Source organism: Xylophilus sp. GOD-11R, assembly GCF_033546935.1.
Lineage (GTDB): Bacteria > Pseudomonadota > Gammaproteobacteria > Burkholderiales > Burkholderiaceae_C > Xylophilus.
The window spans coordinates 3,744,111-3,765,412 of record NZ_CP137854.1; the positions used below are offsets into that span (position 1 = coordinate 3,744,111).

A 21,302-nucleotide genomic window follows, 5' to 3' on the forward strand; every position below is an offset into this window, starting at 1 on the left:
GGACAAGAACTGAAAAAGATCGGCATCGTCGGCGCCGGCGCCATGGGACGCGGCATCGCGCAGGCATGCGCCGCCGCCGGCTGCGAGGTGCAGCTGTTCGACATGGCCGCCGACGCGGTGGCTCGGGCGCTCGACGCCGTCCGGACGGACCTCGCGCAAGGCGTGGCCAAGGGTCGTCTGAGCCAGGAAGACCTCGACGCCACCATGGCCCGGCTGCAAGGTATCGGCGACATCGCGCTGATGGCCGACCGCGACTTGGTGGTCGAAGCGATCGTGGAAAAGCTCGAGCCCAAGCAGCAGCTGTTTCGCCAGCTCGAAGGCATTGTCGGACCGGACTGCGTGCTTGCGACCAACACCTCATCGCTCAGCGTGACGGCCATCGCCGCCAACTGCGAGCGGCCACAGCGAGTGGCCGGGTGGCATTTCTTCAACCCCGTCACTCGCATGCGGGTGGTGGAAGTGATCCAGGCTCCGCGCACCTCCGACGAGGCGGTGGAGGCGCTGGGCGAGCTGTCCAGGCGCATGGGCCACCGTGGCGTGCGCACATCCGACTCGCCGGGCTTCGTGGTCAACCACGCCGGGCGAGCATTCGTCACCGAAGGGCTGAAGCTGCTGTCGGAACGCACTGCCGAGCATCCAGTACTCGACGGCATCCTGCGGTCCTGCGCGGGCTTTCGCATGGGCCCGCTGGAGTTGCTCGACCTGACCGGTCTGGACGTGTCGGTGCCGGTGATGGAATCGATCCACGGCCAGTACTACGGCGACGACCGCTACCGCCCTTCCCCCCTCGCCCGCACCCGTCTGTTGGCCGGCCTGTTGGGCCGCAAGGCCGGCCAGGGCTTTTACCGCTACGAAGCCGGTGCCGGTGCCGCCACGCCCGCCGACGCCAAGACGCTCGCAGCACCCTACGAGGGCGCCGTGTGGTGGCCCGACGACGGCCCGGCCGCCCTGCCCGCGGCGCTGGCAGAGATCCTCGGCGCGGTTCGCCGCGTGGCCGACCCGGCCCAGGCTGACCTGCTGCTGCTCGCACCACTGGCTGAAGACCTGTCCACCACCGTCGCCACACTCGGCCTCGACGCCGCCCGAGCGGTGGCGATAGACCCGCTTTTCGGCAGCCGCAACGGCGTCACCCTCATGGCCAGCCCGGCCACCAGCGGCGCTGCCATCGACGCCGCGCAAGCCGCCTTCGCCGCCGCCGCGGTGCCCGCCTTCGTCATCGCCGACTCGCCCGGTTACGTGGCGCCGCGCGTGGTCGCCTGCGTGGTCAACCTGGCTTGCGAGATGGCGCAACAGGCGGTCGCCTCGCCGGCCGACATCGACGCTGCGGTGCGCCTGGGCCTGGGCTACCCCATGGGGCCGTTCGAATGGGGCGACAAGCTCGGTGCCACAAGGGTGCTGGAGGTGCTGCGCGGCCTGCAAACCACTTTCGGCGACCAGCGCTACCGCCCCGCCCCCTGGCTCGTTCGCCGCGCCCGCCTCGGACTAAGCCTGTCCGCACCCGATCGGCAACCCTGAAATTTCTCGACTCCCTCCAAGAACTATGACAAACCAGGCTTTCATCTGCGACGCCATCCGCACCCCCTTCGGCCGCTACGGCGGCGCGCTCTCCTCGGTGCGGGCCGACGACCTCGGCGCGGTGCCGCTCAAGGCGCTGATGACACGCAACCCCAATGTGGATTGGGCGGCGGTCACCGACGTCATCTTCGGCTGCGCCAACCAGGCCGGCGAAGACAACCGCAACGTGGCGCGCATGTCCTCGCTGCTGGCCGGCCTGCCGATGGAGCTGCCCGGCTCCACCGTCAACCGCCTGTGCGGCTCGGGCATGGACGCCATCGGCACGGCGGCACGCGCGATCAAGGCGGGTGAAGCCGGTCTGATGATCGCCGGCGGCGTGGAAAGCATGAGCCGCGCGCCGTTCGTCATGCCCAAGGCCGAGTCGGCTTTCAGCCGCGCCAACGCGGTGTACGACACCACCATCGGCTGGCGCTTCGTCAACAAGCTGATGAAGCAGATGTACGGCGTGGATGCCATGCCCGAGACCGCCGAGAACGTGGCCGACGACTACCAGATCGACCGCCTGTCGCAGGACAAGATGGCCCTGGCCTCGCAGCAGCGCGCCGTCGCGGCGCAAAAGGCCGGCTACTTCGACGCCGAGATCACCCCGGTGACCGTGCCGCAGAAAAAGGGCGACGCCATCGTCGTCTCCAGGGACGAGCATCCACGCGACACCAGCATGGAAGCCCTCGCCAAGCTCAAGGGCGTGGTCCGCCCCGACGGCACGGTGACCGCCGGCAACGCCAGCGGCGTGAACGACGGCGCCTGCGCGCTGCTGCTGGCCGACGAAGCTTCGGCCAAGGCCCACGGCCTCACGCCGCGCGCCCGCATCGTCGGCATGGCGACGGCCGGCGTGGCGCCGCGCGTGATGGGCATCGGCCCGGCGCCGGCGTCGCAGAAGGTGCTGGCGCTGACCGGGCTGACGCTCGAGCAGATGGACGTGATCGAGCTCAACGAGGCCTTTGCCGCCCAGGGCATCGCGGTGCTTCGGCTGCTGGGGCTGCAAGACGACGATCCGCGCGTCAACCCCAACGGCGGCGCGATCGCGCTCGGCCACCCGCTGGGCGCCTCGGGCGCGCGGCTGGTGACCACGGCGGTCAACCAACTGCACAAGAGCGGTGGCCGCTACGCGCTCTGCACCATGTGCATCGGCGTCGGCCAGGGCATCGCAGTGGTGCTCGAACGCGTCTGACCATGCACGGCTTATCCATCTTCTCCGACCCCACTTACCCAGAGCAGACATCATGCAGATAGGCGTACCCGCCGAAACCACGGCGGGAGAAACCCGCGTGGCCGTTACCCCTGAAACGGCCAGGAAACTCGTCGCCCAGGGCCACCGCCTGCGTATCGCCAGCGGTGCGGGACTGGCCGCGAGCGTGCCCGACACAGCCTACGAGGCTGTCGGCGCCGAGATCACCGACCAGCCGGGCGCCCTCGCCTGCGATCTGGTGCTGAAGGTGCGCGCACCGCTGCCCGCGGAGTTGCCGGCGATGCGTCCCGGCGCCACGCTGGTCGGCATGCTCGACCCCTTCGATGCCGCCGGCCTGCAGCGGATGGCCGAAGCCGGCCTGACCTCCTTCGCGCTGGAGGCCGCCCCCCGCACCACGCGGGCGCAAAGCATGGACGTGCTGTCCTCGCAGGCCAACATCGCCGGCTACAAGGCGGTGATGATCGCGGCCGACCGCTACCAGCGCTTCTTCCCGATGCTAATGACCGCGGCCGGTACGGTAAAGGCCGCGCGGCTTGTGGTGTTGGGCGTGGGCGTGGCGGGGTTGCAGGCTATCGCCACGGCCAAGCGCCTGGGCGCCGTCATCGAGGCATCGGACGTGCGGCCCAGCGTCAAGGAACAGGTCGAGTCGCTAGGCGCGAAGTACATCGACGTGCCGTACGAAACACAGGAAGAAAAGGATGCCGCGTTAGGCGTGGGCGGCTATGCGCGCCCCATGCCGCGGTCGTGGCTGGACCGCCAGAAGACCGAGGTGGCCAAGCGCGTGGCCGCGGCGGACATCGTCGTCACCACCGCACTGATCCCCGGCCGCCCGGCGCCGGAGCTGGTGACCGAAGACATGGTGCGCGCCATGAAACCCGGCTCGGTCATCGTCGACCTGGCCGCGCCGCAAGGCGGCAACTGCCCGCTGACCGAGCCCGGCCGCACGGTGCAGAAGCACGGCGTGACCCTGATCGGCGAGACCAACCTGCCCGCCCTGGTGGCGGCCGACGCCTCGGCCTTGTACGCCCGCAACGTGCTGGACTTTCTGAAGCTGGTGGTCGAGCCCGAGGCCGGCATCCGCATCGACATGAACGACGACATCGTCGCTGCCTGCCTGGTCACGCAGGGCGGCGAGGTGAAGAGGACGAGGTAGCCATGGAAATTTCCCACACCATCATCAACCTGATCATCTTCGTGCTGGCCATCTACGTGGGCTACCACGTGGTCTGGACTGTCACCCCCGCCCTGCACACGCCGTTGATGGCGGTGACCAACGCCATCTCGGCGATCGTGATCGTGGGCGCCATGCTGGCCGCCGCGCTCACCGACACGCTCTTGGGAAAAAGCATGGGAGTGCTGGCCGTGGCACTGGCCGCTGTCAACATCTTCGGGGGCTTCATGGTCACCCGCCGCATGCTCGAGATGTTCCGCAAGAAGGACAAACGCACGGAGGTGCGCAAGTGAGCATGAATATCGTCACGCTGCTCTACCTGGCGGCATCGGTCTGTTTCATCCAGGCGCTCAAGGGACTCTCGCATCCCACCACCTCGATCCGCGGCAACCTGTTCGGCATGACCGGCATGGCCATCGCGGTACTAACCACCGGCGCGCTCATCGTGGAGCTGGCCGGCGGTGCCCTCGGCGGTCTGTCGTGGGTGCTTGTCGGCCTGGTGGCCGGCGGCGGCTACGGTGCCTGGCGTGCCAGGACGGTCGAGATGACCAAGATGCCCGAGCTTGTCGCGTTCTTCCACAGCATGATCGGCCTGGCCGCGGTGTTCATCGCAGTGGCCGCCGTGGCCGAGCCGCACGCGTTCGGCATCGCGGCGCGCGGCAATCCGATCCCCGTGGGCAATCGGCTGGAGCTTTTCCTGGGCGCAGCCATCGGCGCCATCACCTTCAGTGGCTCGGTGATCGCCTTCGGCAAGCTCTCGGGCGGCTACAAGTTCCGCCTCTTCAGGGGCGCGCCGGTGGTGTTCACCGGCCAGCACCCGCTCAACCTGGCGTTGGGCCTGGTCACCATCGGCCTGGGGCTGGGCTTCATGCTCACCGAGAGCTGGCCGGCCTTCCTGGCCATGCTGGCCCTGGCGTTCGTCATGGGCGTGCTGATCATCATCCCGATCGGCGGCGCCGACATGCCGGTGGTGGTCTCCATGCTCAACAGCTACTCGGGGTGGGCCGCCGCTGGAATCGGCTTCTCGCTGAACAACTCGATGCTGATCATCGCGGGCTCGCTGGTGGGATCGTCCGGCGCCATTCTGTCCTACATCATGTGCAAGGCGATGAATCGCTCGTTCTTCAACGTGATCCTGGGCGGGTTCGGCGGCGACGCGGCGGTAGCCACGGTCGGCGAAGCGGTGCAGCGGCCGGTCAAGAGCGGCAGCGCCGACGACGCCGCCTTCGTGCTGGGCAATGCCGAGACGGTTGTCATCGTGCCCGGCTACGGCCTGGCGGTGGCGCGGGCGCAGCATGCGGTCAAGGAACTGGCCGAGAAGCTCACGCACCGGGGCATTACCGTGAAGTACGCGATCCACCCGGTGGCCGGGCGCATGCCGGGCCACATGAACGTGCTGCTGGCCGAGGCAGAAGTGCCTTACGACCAGGTGTTCGAGATGGAGGACATCAACGGCGAGTTCGGCCAGGCTGACGTGGCAATCGTGCTCGGCGCCAACGACGTGGTGAACCCGGCCGCGCTGCAAAAGGGCACCGCCATCTACGGCATGCCGATCCTGGAGGCCTACAAGGCCAAGACAGTGATCGTGAACAAGCGTTCCATGGCTGCCGGCTACGCGGGCCTGGACAACGAACTGTTCTACATGGACAAGACCATGATGGTCTTCGGCGACGCCAAGAAGGTCGTGGAGGACATGGTCAAGGCCATCGAATAGCGGTCGACAACACAGGAGCTTTCTCCCATGCGATATCTCAAACTCTCGCGCAGCGATCTCGCGGCCCTGGGCATGCACCACGTGACGTCGGTGGAGCAGCTGGAGATCGACGAAAACACGGTCCTGCAGGGCACTGGCAACCTGGTGCTGTTCGAAAAATGGTGCCAGGACCTCGACGCCGCTGGATGCGCCTACGAGATCCATCACGGCAAGTGGCCGACTCCGCCCGGCGTTGGCACATCCCTTTACCCGAAGACGACATGACCGAATTCCCCCAAGACGACCCGCGTCGCCAGACGCTGCTGGAGAGCCACCGCCGACGCGCAGATAGCCTGCTGCGCAACGACGCCGACGCCCTGGCCGCCCTGCTGGACGACCGCCTGGTCTTTGTGCATGCCAACGGCCGCACTGAGTCCAAGACCGAACTCGTCTCCTCGTTGCGCGAAGCCCGCCTGCGCTACGACAGCGTGCAGATGCTCGACAGCCGGGTCAGCCTGCTGGGCGACATCGCGTTGATCGAAGGCGAGCTGCATGCCCGGATCTTCGCCCGTGGCGAACAGAAAACGTTGGCAACCGCCTTCTGCTCGACCTGGATCGGCGGCGATGGCGGCTGGAAGCTGCTCGCCTATGCGGCCACGCCGCTGCCCAAGGCCGCGCCATGACGTCGGCGACCAGCGGTGATTCGGCCCGCGTCTACCAGCACGTACCCCAGCTCGCACGCTTGCGCGAGCAGGTACTGCTTGGCGATGTGTGGAAGCAGCCCGAGATGGCCTACCGCGATCGCATCCTGGTGACCTGCACCATCCTCGCGACCTGCGGCAAGCTCGACGAACTCAAGGTTTGGATGCGGCGCGGTGTAGAGAACGGCATCACCCTCGACGAGCTGCGCGGCATGGTGGTGCAGCTGGCCTTCTATGTCGGCTGGCCCACCGCGCTCGGCGCCGGCAAGGCCGCGCTGGAACTGTTCGACAAAGCGGGCAAGCCGCCCGCCTGATCGCTGCGAGCCACAGTCGCCGGCTACTGCTTGGGAATGCCGAGTTCGGCGACCAGCTTCTTCATCTCTGCAGTCTCCTTCACCACGTAGTCGTCCAACTCCTGCGGGCTCATGGGCGTCGGGTCCGAACCCTCGCTCACGAAACGGTCGTGCAGCTCCTTGCTGGTGATGGCGTAGCGCAGCGCATCGGAGAGCTTCTGCACCACGTCCTTGGGCGTGCCCGCCTTGGCGACCAGACCCAGCCAGAGCGTATAGCTGTAGTTCACGCCCTGCTCGGCGAAGGTGGGCACGTTGGGCAACGGCGCGATGCGCGCGGTGGAAGTCACCGCCAGGGGCCGCAACTTGCCGGACTGGATGTACGAAATGCTGCTGATGTAGCCGTCGAAGATGGTGTTGACCAGGCCCGAGGCCACGTCTGGCAGCGCCACGCCATTGCCCTTGTAAGGCACCGTCGCCACGTCCAATCCCTGCTGACGGAAGAACATGGCGGCAGCCATGTGCGGCGGCCCGCCGATGCCGCCCGAGGCGAAGGTGAGCTTGTCGGTCCTGGCCCTCGCGATGAACTCGGCCAGGTTGCGCGACGGATCGGTTGCGCCAACCAGCATCATGAAAGGCAGGCGGCTCATCAAGCCGATCGAGTTGAAGTCCTTCACCGGGTCGTAGCCCGCCTCGGACTTGAGTGCCGGAATGATGGTGAAGCCGTTGGCCTGCGCGAGGATGGTGTAGCCGTCGGCGGGCTGGTCCTTCACGTACCGGGTGCCGACCATGGTGTCGCCGCCCACCCGGTTGTCGACCAGCACCGGCTGACCGAGCCGCTCGCCCATCTTCTGCGCGATGAGACGCGTGATCAGGTCCATCGAGCCGCCCGGTGCCGCAGGCACGATGATGCGGATCGGTTTGCTCGGAAAGGCGTCGGCGGCCGATGTAGCCGTGCTGCCCAGACCCAGGCCTGCTACCACGGCGAATGCGACGTGTGCGATACGGCGCCTGGAAAGATCAACGTTCATTTTTTGTCTCCGTCTTGTTGAACCGGTAAGCAAGGTGAGCCACCGACCTGTCGGGCACGGCCGCTCGGCGGCCTGGCTCCCGGCAGCGCTGGTGCGAAACATGTGCCAGTTGGTGGCGACCGCTGGTAACTACCGAGCCAGCGCCGCAGCGACGGCCGGAGCTTCGTCGGCATGCGTGTTGAAGTCGGCGTCGGCAAGGCCGGGATCGAGCTGCGAGATGAAGTCGTGGACATGGCGCGGCAGGTGCATGTGCCGGCGCAGCACCACCGCCGACAGGGCCGGCTCGAACAGGTGGCTCGCGTCGCGCACCGCCAGGCCCTGGTCCACGCCCGAGCGATGACAGGCCGCCGAGATGATGCCCACTCCCAGACCCGCGGCCACGTAGCTTTTGACCAGGTCGGTATCGAGTGCCTGCAGCGCGACGTCGACCCGCACGCCGGCGTCGCGGAACACGGTCACGATCTGCCCGCCATGCGAGCCGAACGAATGTGGCAGAACCACCGGATAGGCCGCGATGCGCTCAAGCGTGAGCTCTGGTCCGTCGAGCAGCGGGTGGCCGTTGGGCGCCAGCAGCACCCGCGGCGATCCACGGAAAGGGAAGGCCACCACTTCGCTCGACGCTGCCGGCGGCATCAGTGTCAGCCCCACCACGGCCCGACCGTCGCGCACCATGTCGACCACCGCTTCCGGCGACACCTGCAGCATCTTCACGCGAACCCGTGGGAAACGGTCGATGAAACTCGCGAGCTTCGGCAGCACCAGGTATTTGGCATGCATGTGGCTGGCCGCCAGCGCGAAATCGCCAACACCGACATCCCCGTGCGCAGCGGCGCGGAGGTTATCGGTGCATTGCAACGCACGGCGTGCCCACGCCAGGCACCGCTCGCCCGCCTCACTCAGAGCCACCGGCCGACCGGCCTGGCGCAGCAGCAGATCGCAGCCGAGCTCTTCCTCGAGCTGGCGCAACTGTTTGCTGATGGCCGGTTGGGTGGCGTGCAGCGCCAGAGCTGCGCGCGAAATGTTGAATCCGACGTCCGCGACCGTGCACAGGCATTGCAACTGGCGCAGCTTCACCTTTCGCCGCCCCCGACGGCGAGAAGTTTTCGAACATATTCGATGATTGCCATGCTTCATGACGAGCAATTACCATTCCATTAAGCGATTTATTATCGTTTTTACCTAGCCCGCATTTATGACGTGACTGCGCGGCAGGCAACCGCGTCTTTCTTGAAGACACCGCTGACCGTACCGAATACGCGGCATTCCGTTCTAAATGTTTTCCCAGGGTATTCCATTCAGTTTGGCAAGCCAAACAAAATATCAGACTGATATTTTTCGGTTATCTGCTGAAATAACCGTACCCCCAGATAGGCGGGTGGAAATGGCCTGTGAGGCCCCGCGTCGCGCGCAAGGCGTGCAACGCCGGAATACCAACCAACGGAGACTGCTAGATGAAAAAATCACTGCTGACGATGGCGGCGCTCGCCGCATTCAGCCCGGCCCTGTTCGCACAATCGTCGGTCACACTTTTCGGGGTGCTGGATGCAGGCGTCGGGCGGATCAGCAATTCCGGCGCGGGTAGTACCAACGGCATCACCAACGGCGCCAACACCACGAGCCGACTCGGCTTCCGCGGAACCGAAGACCTGGGTGGTGGACTTGCCGCGAGTTTCTGGCTTGAAGGTGAAGTGCAGGCAGACAACGGCAACGCGGCCGGCTTCAACTTTGTCCGCCGCTCCACGGTGAGCCTGTCGGGCAACTTCGGCGAGGTTCGCCTCGGTCGCGATTTCACCGCGCACTACCTGAACATGATCGCTTTCGACTCCGCCGCCCAGCGAGGGTTCGGCACGATCGAGAACTACGGGCCGGGAGCCGGAGTCACCACCAGCGGCGGTGCAGGCTTGAGTTACATCCGTACCAGCAACGCGGTGTCGTACTTTCTGCCAGCCACGCTCGGCGGTTTCTACGGTTCGGTGCAGTACGCCTTTGGCGAGCGCAACTCCGACACACCCACGACCGCCACCAACTCCGACAAGCAAGGCAACTACCTGGGTGGCCGTGCCGGCTTTACCAACGGAGCGCTCGACGTGGCGGCTGGCTACGGCGTTTTTTATGACGTCTCGCGCAACGCGGCCTATGTCGACGACTACAAAGTCGCCAACCTGGGTGCCTCCTACAACTTCGGCTTCATCAAGCCGATGGCGTTCTTTCAACGCGAAACCCTGGATGGCCGCGGGGCGTTGCCGGAGTTCAAGTTCAACACCTACGCCATCGGCTTCACCGCGCCGCTCGGCGCGGGCTTGCTGCGTGGCCAGATCTCGCGCTATGACAACAAGTCGGCAAACGCTTCGAATCTGGACGCCAATAAAGTTTCGGTAGGTTATGCCTATAACCTTTCCAAACGCACTGCAATTTACGCGGAAGTGGCACGCGTCAATAATCAGGGCGCCGGCAATTTTGTCGTCGGTACCGTCGGCGGGTCTATTCCCAACGTGAACGCCCCAACCCCCGGCGGAAACTCGACGGGTTATGTCGTAGGCCTCAAACACACATTCTGATAGATTATTGCCGGCGCTGCCGGCACTTGTTTCCCCAAGGTATTGAAGGCTGCCGACCCCCGACAGCCTTCTTTTTTATTGGCGAACCGTATTTTCTTCAGTCGGCCGTGATGCCAGCCTCAGAAACGAGTTTTCGATAACCCTCTTCCTTGGCTCGATAGAACTGGTCGAATTGCGCCGGCGTGGCGTCGGGGGCCAGGGACTGACCGAGCGATTCGAACTTGGCTGCGAGCTTGGGATCGATCTTTGCGGTCCGCATCGCGTCGACCAGGCGAATGCGCACCGCCATGGGCGTGCCGGCCGGCGCGACCAGGCCGATGAAGAGTTCCGAGCTGGCGCCGGGATAGCCCAGCTCGCGAAAGGTCGGCACGTCGGGAAAAGCCTGAACCCGTGACTCCGAACTGACCGCGATGGCGCGCATCTTTCCAGCCTTGAGCAATTCATGAAACGAAGTAGCCGTGCCCATCGTGAAGTCGATGCGGCCGGCCAGCAGGTCGGGAATGATCGCCGTCACGCCCTTGAACGGCACGTGGATCACCTCGATGCGCGCCTGCCGCGCCAGCTGCACCACCGGCAGGTGCGATGTACCGCCCACGCCGGTGGAGCCGTACGACAGCCTGCCAGGCGAACGCCGGGCGGATTCGACCAGGTCCGCCAACGACCTGATCGGCGAAGCCGCCGGCACCACCAGCAGCAACGGCGAGCGCGCCAGCTCGCCAATGCCGGCGAAGTCGCGTGCCGCGTCGTAGCCGGCGCTCTTGTTGAGCAAGGGCGCCGTGAGGAAGGTGTCGGCAAAAGACATCAGCGCATAACCGTCCGGCGGCAGCGCTGCAACCTTGCGGGCGGCCACGATGGTGCTGGCTCCCGGCACGTTCTCCACCACCATCGGCTGACCCAGGTAGGTGCCCATGCGCTCGGCGAATTCGCGGCTGGCGATATCCACCAGGCCACCTGCCACGCTGGCCACGTAGAGGCGGATCGGCCGCTCCGGATAGCCGGCGGCGAGGGCGACGTGCGCGGGCACCACTGCCGCCATGGCTGGAACGGTGGCGAGCCGGAGAACCCGGCGTCGGTCGATGAGGTTCATCATGTCTCCTCGCCCTGCAGGGCTGTTTCAGTGGGTGTCGCATCGCCGGCCGGCTGGTCTGCAGGCGCGATTCGGTAAATCCGTCGGGCGGTGCCGCTGAAGAGCGCCGAACGTTCCTGCTGGGAGCATCCAGCGGTAAGGCGCTTGAACACGTTCCAGACGGTGCCGAAGCCCAAACCGGCCTTGTCCACCGGGAAGTTCGACGAGACCATGCACCGATCGACACCGAACAACTCGACGCACGGCTCGATATAGGGGCGCCACAGATCGGCCAGAGCCTCCGAGCCGAGGGGGCGCTCGGCGCGCGAATAGTCGTAGCTGGCCAGGTTGATCAGAATCCCGCCAAGCTTTACGCAGGCGTTCGGGCAGCGCGCCAGTTCGGTCATGTGAGCCAGCCAATCCGCGTGCACCTGCGCCTGCCGGCCGGCATAGGCGCCGTGGCCCACAGGGCTGCCGCAATGCACCAGTACGAGGGACACGTCGGGATGGGCGCGTGCGAGGGCGGTAACGTCCGGAATCTGTGGATGGAACACGCTTGCGTCGAAGGACAGGCCGAGTGCCGCAAGCTCGCGCATGCCTCGGTTGAAATCGGGGTCACGGTAGAGATGTGGCCGGTCGGCGCAGTACCGGCCACGTACCGCCGGGTCGGCGTCCCATTTGCCGAGTTGGCGCACGCCGCGAAAACGGCCGTTGCCGGCTTTCACGTGCGCTTCCAGCGCCTCGCGGGTGCGCTCACCCAGGGTCAGCTCGCCATGGCCGACGATGACCGCGGCAACCCGCGAGTCGGTGAAGGCACCGCTGTCGGCCATGGCAGCCTGACCGACGGCGAACTCGGTCTCGCCCACGCAGCGCAGATGCGCCGGGCCACGCGCGCGGTACATGTGAAAGCACTCTTCGTAAACCGAGGCCTCGATGCGATGACCGCAATTCGCGGCATCGCCGGCGTAGTCTTCGACGTAATAGCGCGCCCCGCCCGGCGGATGCCAGAGATGCATGTGCGCGTCGACGATGGGCAGTGCCGGGTCCAGCGTCGGCTCCTGCTCGGCGAGCGCCAGCCAAGCCGGGCGCGGGGCATGGATCTGCGCGAAGACAGCCCGGCCCGCGTTGTCGGCCGAAACAGGCGATGGAGAAGAAATGGAGTCGCCGGTCATCACCTTCAGTCCAGCTTCACGTCGGCGGCGACTACGCGCGCCTGGTAGATGCTCGCGGCCCTGGCGAGGTATTGCGAAAACTCCCGTGGATCGTCGCCGATGGCGAAGCATCCGTAACGCACGATCTCGCGTTCGGCGAAGACCGGTTCGGCCACGATGGCCTTCACGTCGGTGGCAATCTTGGCAACCACGTCGAGCGGGGTGCCGGCCGGTGCGACCACCGCGGTCAGCGCCTGCACCACCACGTCGTAGCCGAGCTCGGCAAGCGTGGGCGTGTCGGCCAGGACCGGCAAGCGCCGGGCGCTGGTCGCCGCGAGCGGCCGCAGGGTATTGGACTTGAGAAAGGGCTCGGCCACCGACAACGGCACTGCTGTCATGTCGACATCGCCAGCGAGAACCGCCTGCATGGCCGGCCCGCCGCCCTTGTAAGGCGCATGGATGAACTTTACGCCGGCCTTCACCGCCAGCCAGTTGAGCGCCTGATGGATGTGACCGCCGGGGCCGTTGGACGAATAGCTCACCTTGCCCGGATCGCGCCGCGCCGCGTCGAGCAACTGCGCCACGTTCTGGTAGGGACTGTTGGCCCGCACCACCATGACCATCGGCGCGTCCATCGTCCGGATGATCGGCAGCAGGCCCTTCACCGGGTCGTAGGGCAGCTTGTGGAACAGAAACTGGTTGCTCAGCAGCGCCTGGTCGGTCGACAACAGCAAGGTGTAGCCATCAGGCTTGGCGCTGGCGACCGCTGCGGCGCCGACGATCTCCGAGCCGCCGGGCCGGTTGTCGACGAAGACTTCGCGCTTCCATTTCTCGCTGAGCTTCTGCGCCAGCGCCCGTGCGAAGACGTCGGTGGAGCCGCCTGGCGCATAGCCGACGATGAGCCGCACCGGCTGCGACGGATAGACGTCGGCGGCCAGGGCCGCCGGCGGCAGCGCCGACAACAGCAGCGCAGTCAGCCAGGAGCCGATCCGGACGGCCATTCGCTTGGCGAAATGGCCAGCGTGTCGTGCGCTCAGCCATGCGGCCGACACACGCCGCGAGTTGGATGAATCCATGTTGCTGTCTCCAGGTTGTTCTTCTCGCCCATGACCGGCGGCGGCAGTCGCTGCATTTTTCCGGTCCGCCGGAGGTGGCGGTGTCGGGTTTTCTGACACCGCCTTAAGCGTTGGCTAAACGAGGGTTTGTGCCAACGCGACGAAGTGCAGCCGGTCTACTGCTTGACCATGTTCTGCTCGGCCGCGAGCTTCTTCATGTCGGCCACTTCGCGCGCCAGATAGGCGTCGAATTCCTGCGGTTTCATGAAGGTGGTGTCGGCTCCCTCGGCGGCAAAGCGCTCTTTCAGGCTCTTGTCGGCCAGGGCGTGGCGCAGGGCGTCGGACAACCGCGCCACCACTGCCGGCGGCGTGCCCGACCGCACGACGAGGCCGAGCCAGAGTGTGTAGGTGTAGTCGACACCCTGCTCGACGAAAGTCGGCACGTCCCGCAGCGCGGCGATGCGCCGGGTGGAGCTCACCGCCAACGGCCGCAACTTGCCGGACTGCAGGTACGGCACCAGCCCGCTGTAGCCGCCGAACATCATCGAGACACGGCCGGCGACCAGGTCTGGATAGGCCGCGCCGGTGCCCTTGTAAAGCACGTTGGTGAGATCCAGGTTCTGGCTCTTCAGGAACAGCAGCGCCGAGATGTGGGGTGGCGCGCCGAGACCGCCGGAGGCGAAGCTGAGCTTCTCGATCCTTGCCCGTGCAATGAATTCCTGCAGGTTGCGACCAGGCTCCTCGCCGCCGATCACCATGACCTGGGGCGAGCGGGTCATCATGCCGATGCCCCTGAAATCGGCGAGAGGGTCGTAGCCGGGGTTGAGGTTGAGTTCGGGCAGGATCGTGAAGCCGTTGGCCTGCGCCAGCACGGTGTAGCCATCGGCCGGCGCGTCCTTTACGTACCGGGTGGCGACCAGCGTGTCGGCGCCGGGTCGGTTCTCTACCACCACCGGCTGTCCCAGGTACTCGCCCAGCTTCAACGAGACCAGCCGGGTCACGATGTCGAGCGCGCCACCGCTGGCCGACGAGACGACCATGCGGATCGGCTTGGCGGGATATTGCTCGCCCCCCTGGGACGCGGCGGCCTGCACGCCTGCTGACGGCAGCAGCAGGCACGCCGCCGCCAGCGCCGCGAGCCCAAGCAGGCAACGCCTCTTTGTTCGGGTCGTTCCCTTCGATGCCTTCATGTCTTGTCTCCATCCTTCTTTTTGTTTCGACGCGGCCGATGCCGTACGCGCCCCTAGTCGTCTGCCATGGTCGACAGCGAAAGCTCCTCCCAGCGGTCGAACTCCACCTCTACCGAGCGCACCTGCTCTCGTAACGCATCGATGCAATCGCGGCCCAGCGGCAGGCGCAGCGGCGGCTCGTCGGCAGCCACCAGGCGGCACATGGCGGGGCCGAACTTGGCAGGATCGCTTTCCTGCTTGCCGTGCCGCTCGTTCACGTATCGGGAAATGCGCAGGTTGGCGGCGGCATAGTCGCCGTCTTCGCCCAGGGCCGTAACCAGCGAGGGGCCGGCGAAGTCGCTGCGGAAACCGCCCGGCTCGACGATGGTCACGCGAATGCCGAGTTCACGTGTCTCGGCCTGGACCGACTCCGAAAAACCCTCCACCGCGAACTTGGAGGCGCAATACATCGAGAAGCCGGTCACGCCGATGAAACCGGCCTTGGACGACAGGTTGATGATGTGGCCCGACCGTTGGCGCCGCATGATGGGCAGCACCGCCTTGGTCATTTCCACCAGCCCGAAGAAGTTGACCTCGAACATCGCTCGGTATTTGTCGACCGGCGTGGCTTCGGCCACCGCCATCAGGCCGTAGCCGGCGTTGTTGACCAGCACGTCGATGCGGCCGAAGGCCTGCTCGGCCAGCGCAACCACCTCGGCGAAACGGTGGTGATCGCGGGCGTCGAGGTGAATGGCGCGAAAGCGGTCCGGGTACTCGGCCGACAGCACGTGGCTGCCGTCGGCGGCCAGCACCGTCACGACGACCTGGTCGCCCTGTTCCAGAGCCGCCTTGGCGGTGGAAAGGCCGAGGCCCTTGTCCGCGCCTGTGATCAGCCACGTGCGCTTGCGCTGTCCTGTCATGACATATCTCCTTTGGTTGTTCGGGTCCGGTTGATCGCTAGACGGGCCGCGTGTTCAACAGCACCGTGCGGGTGGTGGTGTAGGGCTCCAGGCTCTGTGCCCCGCCCTCACGGCCTATGCCGCTTTCCTTCACACCGCCGAAGGGCGTGTCGGGGCCGCAGCTGCCGAAGTGGTTGATCGACAGCACGCCGCAGTCGAGCTCCTGGCTGAAGCGCTCGGCTTCTTCCATGGAGTTGGTGAAGGCGTAGGCGGCCAGGCCCGTCGGCAGGCCGTTGGCCATCGCGATGCCCGCGTTCATGTTGTCGACGGCCACGCACAGGGCAAGCGGGCCGAAGGGTTCCTCGTGCAGGGCGCGGGCCTCGGCCGGCACCTCGGCCAGTACCGTCGGTGCGTAGAAGAAACCACGCTCGCCGATGCGGTGCCCACCCGCTGCGACGCGCGCCCCGCGGGCGCGGGCGTCTTCCACCAAAGACTCGATGGCCTGCACGCGCCGGGCGTTGACCAACGGCCCCATCTGCACACCCGGCGCGAAACCGTCGCCCACCACGAAGTCGCGGGCGACCTGGGCGAATGCGTTCACGAAGGCGTCATAGCTGCGCCGGTGCACGATGAAGCGCGTGGGCGAAGCGCAGATCTGGCCAGCCATGCGCATCTTGGCGGTGCCCGCCAGACGACCGACGGCGGCTGCATCGACATGCTCGCCCACCAGCACCGGCGCATGGCCGCCGAGTTCCATCAGCACCGGTTTCATGGCCTGAGCGGCCAAGGCCGTCAGGCGTTTGCCGACGGCCACCGAGCCGGTAAGCGTGACCATGCGGATGACGGGCGAGGCGATCAGCGTGGTGGAGACGAGATCCGGCTCGCCGAACACGAGATTGAGCACACCCGGAGGCAGGCCGGCGTCGATGAAGCACTGCACGAAGGCACAGGCGGTGCCGGGGGTTTCCTCGGCCGCCTTGATGATCACCGAACAGCCCGCCGCCAGAGCGCCGCTGATCTTGCGGCCGGGCGAGCTGATCGGCACGTTCCACGGCGTGAAGGCCGCCACCGGGCCGATCGGCAGGCGCAGCACCGACTGCCGCATCCGCGGCCCCGCCGGCACGACGCTCCCGTAAAGGCGCTGGGCCTCGGCGGCGTCCCATTCGAGGAAGGTGCTGGCGCGCTGCACCTCGTTTCGGGCATCGGCGATTGGCTTGCCCTGCTCCAGCGTGATGGTCCGGGCGATCGTTTCGGACCGCTCCCTCACCAGCGCGCAGGCCCGCATCAGCAGCTGCGCACGCTCGATCGGCAGGACTCGCCGCCATTGCTCGAAGCCGTCCTGCGCGGCCTCCAGCGCCAGCGCCAAATCAGCCGGCGTGGCGCCGGGCACCGGGCCGAGCGGGGTCTCGTCGCTGGGATTGACCACCTGCCGGCAGGCGGGTCGGTCGTGAATCCATTGGCCGGCGATGTGGAGTCCGACAGCGGGGTAATCCACGGCCGTGCGGATCTTCTCTATCGCGATGTCGTCGCTGTACATGTCTCGTCTTTTTCGTGTCGAGCCCTCGGGGGGCGGCGTTGGCCAGTCTAGGGACGGGTCAGGGCCCGCGGTAGGGCAGAGGCACTGACGAGCTCTTCACTGCATATGAAGACCCCATGAGGACGCGGACGCGGCTCGGCAGGGCCGCGGTGCCGTCACCCTTCGACGAAACTGGCGCCCGGCCAATGACCGGCGTCGATCACCTGGCGGGCGGTGTCACGCAGCACGATTCGCGCGGCCAGCACGGCGGGCGATAGCTCCTCGTCGCGCAGGCTGACCATGGTGCTCAGGCGACAGGCATCGATATCGGCGATTTCGATGGAGCGCAGGGTGCCGGCGGGCAGGCGCACGATGGCCGCGCCGGGTTGGATGGTGGCACCGAGCCCGGCGCGGACCGCGTCGAGCAATACCGGCAGGCCGTCGATTTCCATCGCCACCTGCGGCACGCACTGCACCCGCGCGAACGCGGCGTCCACGTCGTGCCGCACGCCGAGCGAGCCGAGCACCAGCGGCATGGCGGTGATGTCGCGGATCTCCACGCGCTTTTCCGGTAACGCCAGCATCTCGGGCATCTGACGCGAGCCGATCAGGAAAAGCCGCTCGCGCACCAGCGGCACCGCATGGCCCCGACGCGCGGTGACCGCGTCGAACAACATCGCCAGGTCGAGCTGGCGCGAGTCGAACATGGCCGAGAGGTTGGACGACAGACTTTCAACCAAGCGCAGCCGCACGTCCGGATAACGGTTGCGCATGGCCTGCATGTAAGGTAAAGCCAGCACGGCCGCGGTGGAAGGCGCGAGCCCCAGGCTCACATGACCTGACAGCCGTGCCTGCTGCGCCGCCACGATGGCGTCGTCGACATGGCGCAGCGCGAGTTGCGCCTGGCGGTAAAAGGCCAACCCGGCGTCGGTGGCGAGCACGCCCATCGGCGAGCGATGCAACAGACGCGTGGACAGCTCGGTCTCCAGGCGGCCGATCTGCTGGCTGAGCGCGGAAGTGACCAGATCGAACTCCTTCGCGGCGCGCCCGAAGCTGCCGAGATCGACCACACGAATGAAGTAGCGAAGCTGGCGAAGTTCCAAGGTGTCCGGCTGCACGACGCGTTATTCGGAACCGAGCATTGTGCAGACAAGGGGTCGTGCGAAGTGAAGGCATTTACCCGTCGTGCAGGGGTCGCGTATGCCTGTGAGCATCAGCCGTCCGGCCCGGTACACCGTCGCAGGTCGCCCGAGCGCCGGGTGACGCCGATACGGTCCAGATGCTCCAGCACCTCGATCGCGAGGTTGCGCCCCACCGCCGCCGCGTCACGGAAGCCGGCCGCCCCGAAACCGCCCCCGGCCTGCTCGCGGTCCAGCGTGCGGGCCAGGTCGGCGAAGGTATGCACGGTTTCTGCCAGCGCAAAACGTTCGCCGCTCAGCCGCACGACCGGTCCGGTCTCGCTCTTGCGGTGCAGGAACTCGCGCAGCTGCTGGTAAGGCACACCCGAGGCTTTCGCCAGCTGCCGCACCGCCGGCACCGCGTGGCCGGCTTGCATCAGATGCGGCCGCACGCGCTGCCATACCGCCGTGTCGCGCGGGTTATCGGTGGGGTCGTGGCCTACCAGGCGCAGACGCATCGCGTCCAACCCCACCACACCGGGCGGCAGTTGCCGGCGCAGCAGCGCCACGAAGCGCTCGCCCGGCATAGAACGCGCCAGTTCGCCGCGCAGTGCCCCCGGTGGCATGCCAGCCTCGGCAGGTTGCTCGGCATGGAAACGTGCCAGCCGCAAGGGCGTCTCACGCATCAGCCGCTCTACCGTCGGCGCTGGCAGCGCCACCGGGCCGGGGGCCTGCACCAGCACCGCGTCGGGTGGCAACGCGGCCTGCACCTGAGCAGGCCGCAGGTTGAACACACGTGCCACCCAGGCCAGGTCGAGCCCGGCGTCATCGATCGCCAGCAGTTCCGGCAGTGCATCCTTCGCACCGCCACGAGACAGTGCCTGCAGCACCTTGGCGCGGCGTTCGGCCCGAGTTGGCCCGGGCTCGGAGTCCAACACTACGCCGCCGGCCAAGGTGATGCTTGCCGACTGGTCGCGCAGCACGATGCGGTCGCCGTGGGCAGCATGCACAGGCCGCGCAAGCCGCAGCTGCGCGAAGCCCGACTCACCCGGCGCGATGCCCGCGCCCCGGGGCAACGCCAGCCGCGCCGGCACGTCTGCGGCACCGACGTGTACATGCAGCTGCGCCCAGTGGCGCAGCGCGGCGGGTGCGGAGTCCAGCACTCGCAGGCGGATGTCCAGGGTCTGCACGGGCTGCACCGGCTGGCGGGCCGGGGCCTCGACCAGCCAGTCGCCCCGGCGGACCTCGCTGCGTTCGATGCGCGAAAGGTTCACCGCACAGCGTTCACCCGCGCGCGCTCTCTCCACCGTGCCGCCGTGGCGTTGCAGCTTGCGCACCCGTGCCGGCTTGCCCGAAGGTGCGATCAGCAACTGGTCACCAGAGGCCAGCGAACCGGCGATGACGGTGCCGGTCACCACCGTTCCGCTGCCGGCGATGGTGAATGCGCGGTCCACCACGTAGCGCAGTGGCTGCGTGTCAGTACCGTCGTCCCGGCGCCAGGCGGTCGCAACTCCGGTGAGGTGGTCGCGCAGCAGATCCAGGCCATGCCGCGTGGGCGCGCTGAATTCCAGCAGCGCGGCGTGCCGCAACACCGTGCCGCGTACCAGTGCGCGCAACTCGTCGCGCACGTGGGCCAACCGGTCCTCGTCGACCCGATCGCACTTGGTGATGACCAGCGTGCCGCCGGCCACGCCGAGGAGGTCCACGATCTGCAGGTGTTCGCGGGTCTGCGGCATCACGCCGTCGTCGGCGGCCACCACCAACAGCACATGCCCCACCGCATAGACGCCGCCGAGCATGTTGCGAACGAAACGCTCGTGGCCGGGCACGTCGACGAACGCGACGGTGTGGCCCGCCAGCTCGCAATGGGCGAAGCCGGGCTCGATCGAAATGCCGCGCGCCTTCTCTTCGGGCAGGCGATCGGTGTCCACCCCGGTGAGCAGGCCCACCAACGTGGTCTTGCCGTGGTCGATGTGACCGGCCGTAGCGATGATCACGGTACGCGCGCTCTCCAGCTCAGGCGTGCGCCGCTGCGCCCAGCCGCGCCACGGCGGAGCGTGCCGCAGCGATGCCGTCGGCCACCGCGTCGGCCAATGCACCACCACAGCCCGCCCGCACCGCGCCGGCCGCATATACGCCCGGCAACGCGGTCTGCAGTCCCGGTCCGGTCACGATGCGGCCGTTGGCGTCGCGCTCGATCGCAACTGGCAGGTAGCCGGAGGACGGCACCAGGCCGACATAGGCGAAGACACCGGTGGCGGCCAGCAGCGCGGTGCCGACCCGCACGCCCTCCACTCCTTCGGCGCCCACGATCTCGGATACCTCGCTGCCGGCATGTACCTCGATCGCTGACGTGGCCCGCACGGTCTCGACAAAGGCCGGTTTGGCGGTGAAGGCCGGGCCGCGATGCACCAGGTGGACCTTGCCCGCGTACTGCGCCAGCACCAATGCCGACTGCAGCGCCGAGTCGCCGCCGCCCACTACCACCACCGTCTGACCCAGGAACATGGGGCCGTCGCAGTCGGCGCAGTGCGACACGCCCCGGCCGTCGAACTCGGCTTCGCCGGGCACACCGAGCTTGCGCAGCCCGGCGCCCGAAGCCACCACCACTGCTCGCGCGCGGTGGGTGCCAGCGTCGCTGGCGACCAGCAGCGCATCGCCCGCCGCCTCGATGCCGCGCACCTCGGCCTCGATGCTCTCGGCGCCGGCCTCCAGCACCTCGTTCACCAGGTTGGACGCGTACTCCGCGCCGCTGCCCTGCACCGCGCCCTCCAGTTCGTTCACGTTCAGGACGAGGCCGCCGAACATCTTCGATTCGAAATAGGCGACGGACAGGCCGTCGCCCAGGGCCTGGCGCACGGCAGAAAGCCCGGCGACGCCGGCTCCGATGACCACGAGGTCGTGTTGGGTGGTGGTGTTCATGCGGTGGCTGGTTGACGTTGTGTTGGCGGAGGAGAGTGGGAGTCGAACCCACGCGGGATCGCTGCGACCCCCACCGGCTTTGAAGGCCGGCCATCCCACCGGAGATGTTTCTCTTCCACGTCGGGCAGTCTAGGAATGCACCGCACGGCGACCAACGGCCTGCGTCGGAAAACACTGTTCGTCTTTTCCATCACCTGC

The 21,302-nt window shown here is 67.1% G+C and carries 20 protein-coding genes and 1 tRNA gene; 9 read left to right on the forward strand and 12 right to left on the reverse strand.

The annotated features are described in order from the left end of the window. Window positions 1–42: 42 nt before the first annotated feature. The 8 genes from R9X41_RS17355 to R9X41_RS17390 are packed head-to-tail and all read left to right on the forward strand — an operon-like array spanning window position 43 to window position 6,643. Window positions 43–1,515, forward strand: coding sequence for a 3-hydroxyacyl-CoA dehydrogenase (locus tag R9X41_RS17355; protein ID WP_318635263.1), 1,473 nt, complete (start codon window positions 43–45; stop codon window positions 1,513–1,515). A gap of 25 nt (window positions 1,516–1,540) precedes the next feature. Next, window positions 1,541–2,746 (forward strand): 3-oxoadipyl-CoA thiolase, encoded by a 1,206-nt coding sequence (gene pcaF, locus R9X41_RS17360; RefSeq protein ID WP_318631695.1) that lies wholly within the window; start codon window positions 1,541–1,543, stop codon window positions 2,744–2,746. Window positions 2,747–2,798: 52 nt separating this feature from the next. Then, window positions 2,799–3,917 carry a Re/Si-specific NAD(P)(+) transhydrogenase subunit alpha gene (locus R9X41_RS17365; protein ID WP_318631696.1) on the forward strand — a complete coding sequence of 373 codons (1,119 nt, stop codon included), beginning with the start codon at window positions 2,799–2,801 and terminating at the stop codon, window positions 3,915–3,917. Window positions 3,918–3,919: 2 nt separating this feature from the next. Further along, on the forward strand, window positions 3,920–4,228 hold the full coding sequence (locus R9X41_RS17370; protein WP_318631697.1) for an NAD(P) transhydrogenase subunit alpha part 2: 309 nt from the start codon (window positions 3,920–3,922) through the stop codon (window positions 4,226–4,228). After that, a complete protein-coding gene (locus tag R9X41_RS17375; RefSeq protein ID WP_318631698.1) occupies window positions 4,225–5,649 on the forward strand; it encodes an NAD(P)(+) transhydrogenase (Re/Si-specific) subunit beta in 1,425 nt (474 codons plus the stop codon). Before R9X41_RS17370 ends, R9X41_RS17375 begins: the two co-directional genes overlap by 4 nt. A 27-nt stretch (window positions 5,650–5,676) precedes the next feature. Further along, a complete protein-coding gene (locus R9X41_RS17380) occupies window positions 5,677–5,913 on the forward strand; it encodes a hypothetical protein (protein WP_318631699.1) in 237 nt (78 codons plus the stop codon). After that, entirely contained in the window at window positions 5,910–6,311 is a 402-nt protein-coding gene (locus R9X41_RS17385; RefSeq protein ID WP_318631700.1) for a nuclear transport factor 2 family protein, read from the forward strand. Before R9X41_RS17380 ends, R9X41_RS17385 begins: the two co-directional genes overlap by 4 nt. After that, on the forward strand, window positions 6,308–6,643 hold the full coding sequence (locus R9X41_RS17390; protein WP_318631701.1) for a carboxymuconolactone decarboxylase family protein: 336 nt from the start codon (window positions 6,308–6,310) through the stop codon (window positions 6,641–6,643). The genes R9X41_RS17385 and R9X41_RS17390 overlap by 4 nt, the downstream gene beginning before the upstream one ends. A 23-nt stretch (window positions 6,644–6,666) precedes the next feature. On the opposite strand, the gene R9X41_RS17395 is transcribed toward R9X41_RS17390, so the two are convergent. After that, window positions 6,667–7,650 carry a Bug family tripartite tricarboxylate transporter substrate binding protein gene (locus R9X41_RS17395; protein WP_318631702.1) on the reverse strand — a complete coding sequence of 328 codons (984 nt, stop codon included), beginning with the start codon at window positions 7,648–7,650 and terminating at the stop codon, window positions 6,667–6,669. Window positions 7,651–7,779: 129 nt separating this feature from the next. Beyond that, window positions 7,780–8,724 carry a LysR substrate-binding domain-containing protein gene (locus R9X41_RS17400; protein WP_318631703.1) on the reverse strand — a complete coding sequence of 315 codons (945 nt, stop codon included), beginning with the start codon at window positions 8,722–8,724 and terminating at the stop codon, window positions 7,780–7,782. Window positions 8,725–9,101: 377 nt separating this feature from the next. On the opposite strand from R9X41_RS17400, the gene R9X41_RS17405 reads away from it, so the two are divergent. Then, the gene (locus tag R9X41_RS17405) at window positions 9,102–10,208 is read left to right on the forward strand and encodes a porin (RefSeq protein ID WP_318631704.1); all 1,107 of its coding nucleotides are present in this window, start codon (window positions 9,102–9,104) and stop codon (window positions 10,206–10,208) included. Between the two features lie 97 nt (window positions 10,209–10,305). Here the strand turns inward: R9X41_RS17405 and R9X41_RS17410 are convergent, their stop codons facing one another. From R9X41_RS17410 to R9X41_RS17455, 10 genes are all read right to left on the reverse strand, one after another. Then, window positions 10,306–11,295, reverse strand: a complete 990-nt coding sequence (locus R9X41_RS17410; RefSeq protein WP_318631705.1) for a Bug family tripartite tricarboxylate transporter substrate binding protein — start codon at window positions 11,293–11,295, stop codon at window positions 10,306–10,308. Further along, a complete protein-coding gene (locus R9X41_RS17415; protein WP_318631706.1) occupies window positions 11,295–12,446 on the reverse strand; it encodes an amidohydrolase family protein in 1,152 nt (383 codons plus the stop codon). The genes R9X41_RS17410 and R9X41_RS17415 overlap by 1 nt, the downstream gene beginning before the upstream one ends. A 5-nt stretch (window positions 12,447–12,451) precedes the next feature. After that, the gene (locus R9X41_RS17420) at window positions 12,452–13,501 is read right to left on the reverse strand and encodes a Bug family tripartite tricarboxylate transporter substrate binding protein (protein ID WP_318631707.1); all 1,050 of its coding nucleotides are present in this window, start codon (window positions 13,499–13,501) and stop codon (window positions 12,452–12,454) included. A 155-nt stretch (window positions 13,502–13,656) separates the two neighbouring features. Then, window positions 13,657–14,670 (reverse strand): Bug family tripartite tricarboxylate transporter substrate binding protein, encoded by a 1,014-nt coding sequence (locus tag R9X41_RS17425; protein ID WP_318631708.1) that lies wholly within the window; start codon window positions 14,668–14,670, stop codon window positions 13,657–13,659. A gap of 53 nt (window positions 14,671–14,723) precedes the next feature. Then, complete coding sequence (locus R9X41_RS17430) at window positions 14,724–15,569, reverse strand: oxidoreductase (RefSeq protein ID WP_318631709.1); 846 nt, start codon at window positions 15,567–15,569, stop codon at window positions 14,724–14,726. A gap of 37 nt (window positions 15,570–15,606) precedes the next feature. After that, complete coding sequence (locus R9X41_RS17435; RefSeq protein WP_318631710.1) at window positions 15,607–17,085, reverse strand: NAD-dependent succinate-semialdehyde dehydrogenase; 1,479 nt, start codon at window positions 17,083–17,085, stop codon at window positions 15,607–15,609. 155 nt (window positions 17,086–17,240) lie between these two features. After that, window positions 17,241–18,167: a LysR substrate-binding domain-containing protein gene (locus R9X41_RS17440; RefSeq protein ID WP_318631711.1), complete on the reverse strand. Its 927-nt coding sequence runs from the start codon at window positions 18,165–18,167 to the stop codon at window positions 17,241–17,243. Window positions 18,168–18,277: 110 nt separating this feature from the next. Beyond that, complete coding sequence (gene selB, locus R9X41_RS17445; protein ID WP_318631712.1) at window positions 18,278–20,179, reverse strand: selenocysteine-specific translation elongation factor; 1,902 nt, start codon at window positions 20,177–20,179, stop codon at window positions 18,278–18,280. A gap of 19 nt (window positions 20,180–20,198) precedes the next feature. Next, window positions 20,199–21,104, reverse strand: coding sequence for an NAD(P)/FAD-dependent oxidoreductase (locus R9X41_RS17450; protein ID WP_318631713.1), 906 nt, complete (start codon window positions 21,102–21,104; stop codon window positions 20,199–20,201). Window positions 21,105–21,127: 23 nt separating this feature from the next. Beyond that, window positions 21,128–21,221 (reverse strand) — tRNA-Sec (locus tag R9X41_RS17455). Window positions 21,222–21,302: the final 81 nt, after the last annotated feature.

Bases quoted from the DNA above. Each gene is read 5' to 3' on its own strand.
- R9X41_RS17380 (WP_318631699.1), top strand. From the start codon at position 5,677: ATGCGATATCTCAAACTCTCGCGCAGCGATCTCGCGGCCCTGGGCATG.
- pcaF (WP_318631695.1), top strand. From the start codon at position 1,541: ATGACAAACCAGGCTTTCATCTGCGACGCCATCCGCACCCCCTTCGGC.
- R9X41_RS17385 (WP_318631700.1), top strand. From the start codon at position 5,910: ATGACCGAATTCCCCCAAGACGACCCGCGTCGCCAGACGCTGCTGGAG.
- R9X41_RS17410 (WP_318631705.1), bottom strand. From the start codon at position 11,295: ATGAACCTCATCGACCGACGCCGGGTTCTCCGGCTCGCCACCGTTCCA.
- R9X41_RS17405 (WP_318631704.1), top strand. From the start codon at position 9,102: ATGAAAAAATCACTGCTGACGATGGCGGCGCTCGCCGCATTCAGCCCG.
- R9X41_RS17450 (WP_318631713.1), bottom strand. From the start codon at position 21,104: ATGAACACCACCACCCAACACGACCTCGTGGTCATCGGAGCCGGCGTC.
- R9X41_RS17430 (WP_318631709.1), bottom strand. From the start codon at position 15,569: ATGACAGGACAGCGCAAGCGCACGTGGCTGATCACAGGCGCGGACAAG.
- R9X41_RS17395 (WP_318631702.1), bottom strand. From the start codon at position 7,650: ATGAACGTTGATCTTTCCAGGCGCCGTATCGCACACGTCGCATTCGCC.
- R9X41_RS17415 (WP_318631706.1), bottom strand. From the start codon at position 12,446: ATGACCGGCGACTCCATTTCTTCTCCATCGCCTGTTTCGGCCGACAAC.
- R9X41_RS17365 (WP_318631696.1), top strand. From the start codon at position 2,799: ATGCAGATAGGCGTACCCGCCGAAACCACGGCGGGAGAAACCCGCGTG.
- R9X41_RS17355 (WP_318635263.1), top strand. From the start codon at position 43: ATGGGACGCGGCATCGCGCAGGCATGCGCCGCCGCCGGCTGCGAGGTG.
- R9X41_RS17435 (WP_318631710.1), bottom strand. From the start codon at position 17,085: ATGTACAGCGACGACATCGCGATAGAGAAGATCCGCACGGCCGTGGAT.
- R9X41_RS17425 (WP_318631708.1), bottom strand. From the start codon at position 14,670: ATGAAGGCATCGAAGGGAACGACCCGAACAAAGAGGCGTTGCCTGCTT.
- R9X41_RS17390 (WP_318631701.1), top strand. From the start codon at position 6,308: ATGACGTCGGCGACCAGCGGTGATTCGGCCCGCGTCTACCAGCACGTA.
- R9X41_RS17370 (WP_318631697.1), top strand. From the start codon at position 3,920: ATGGAAATTTCCCACACCATCATCAACCTGATCATCTTCGTGCTGGCC.
- R9X41_RS17420 (WP_318631707.1), bottom strand. From the start codon at position 13,501: ATGGATTCATCCAACTCGCGGCGTGTGTCGGCCGCATGGCTGAGCGCA.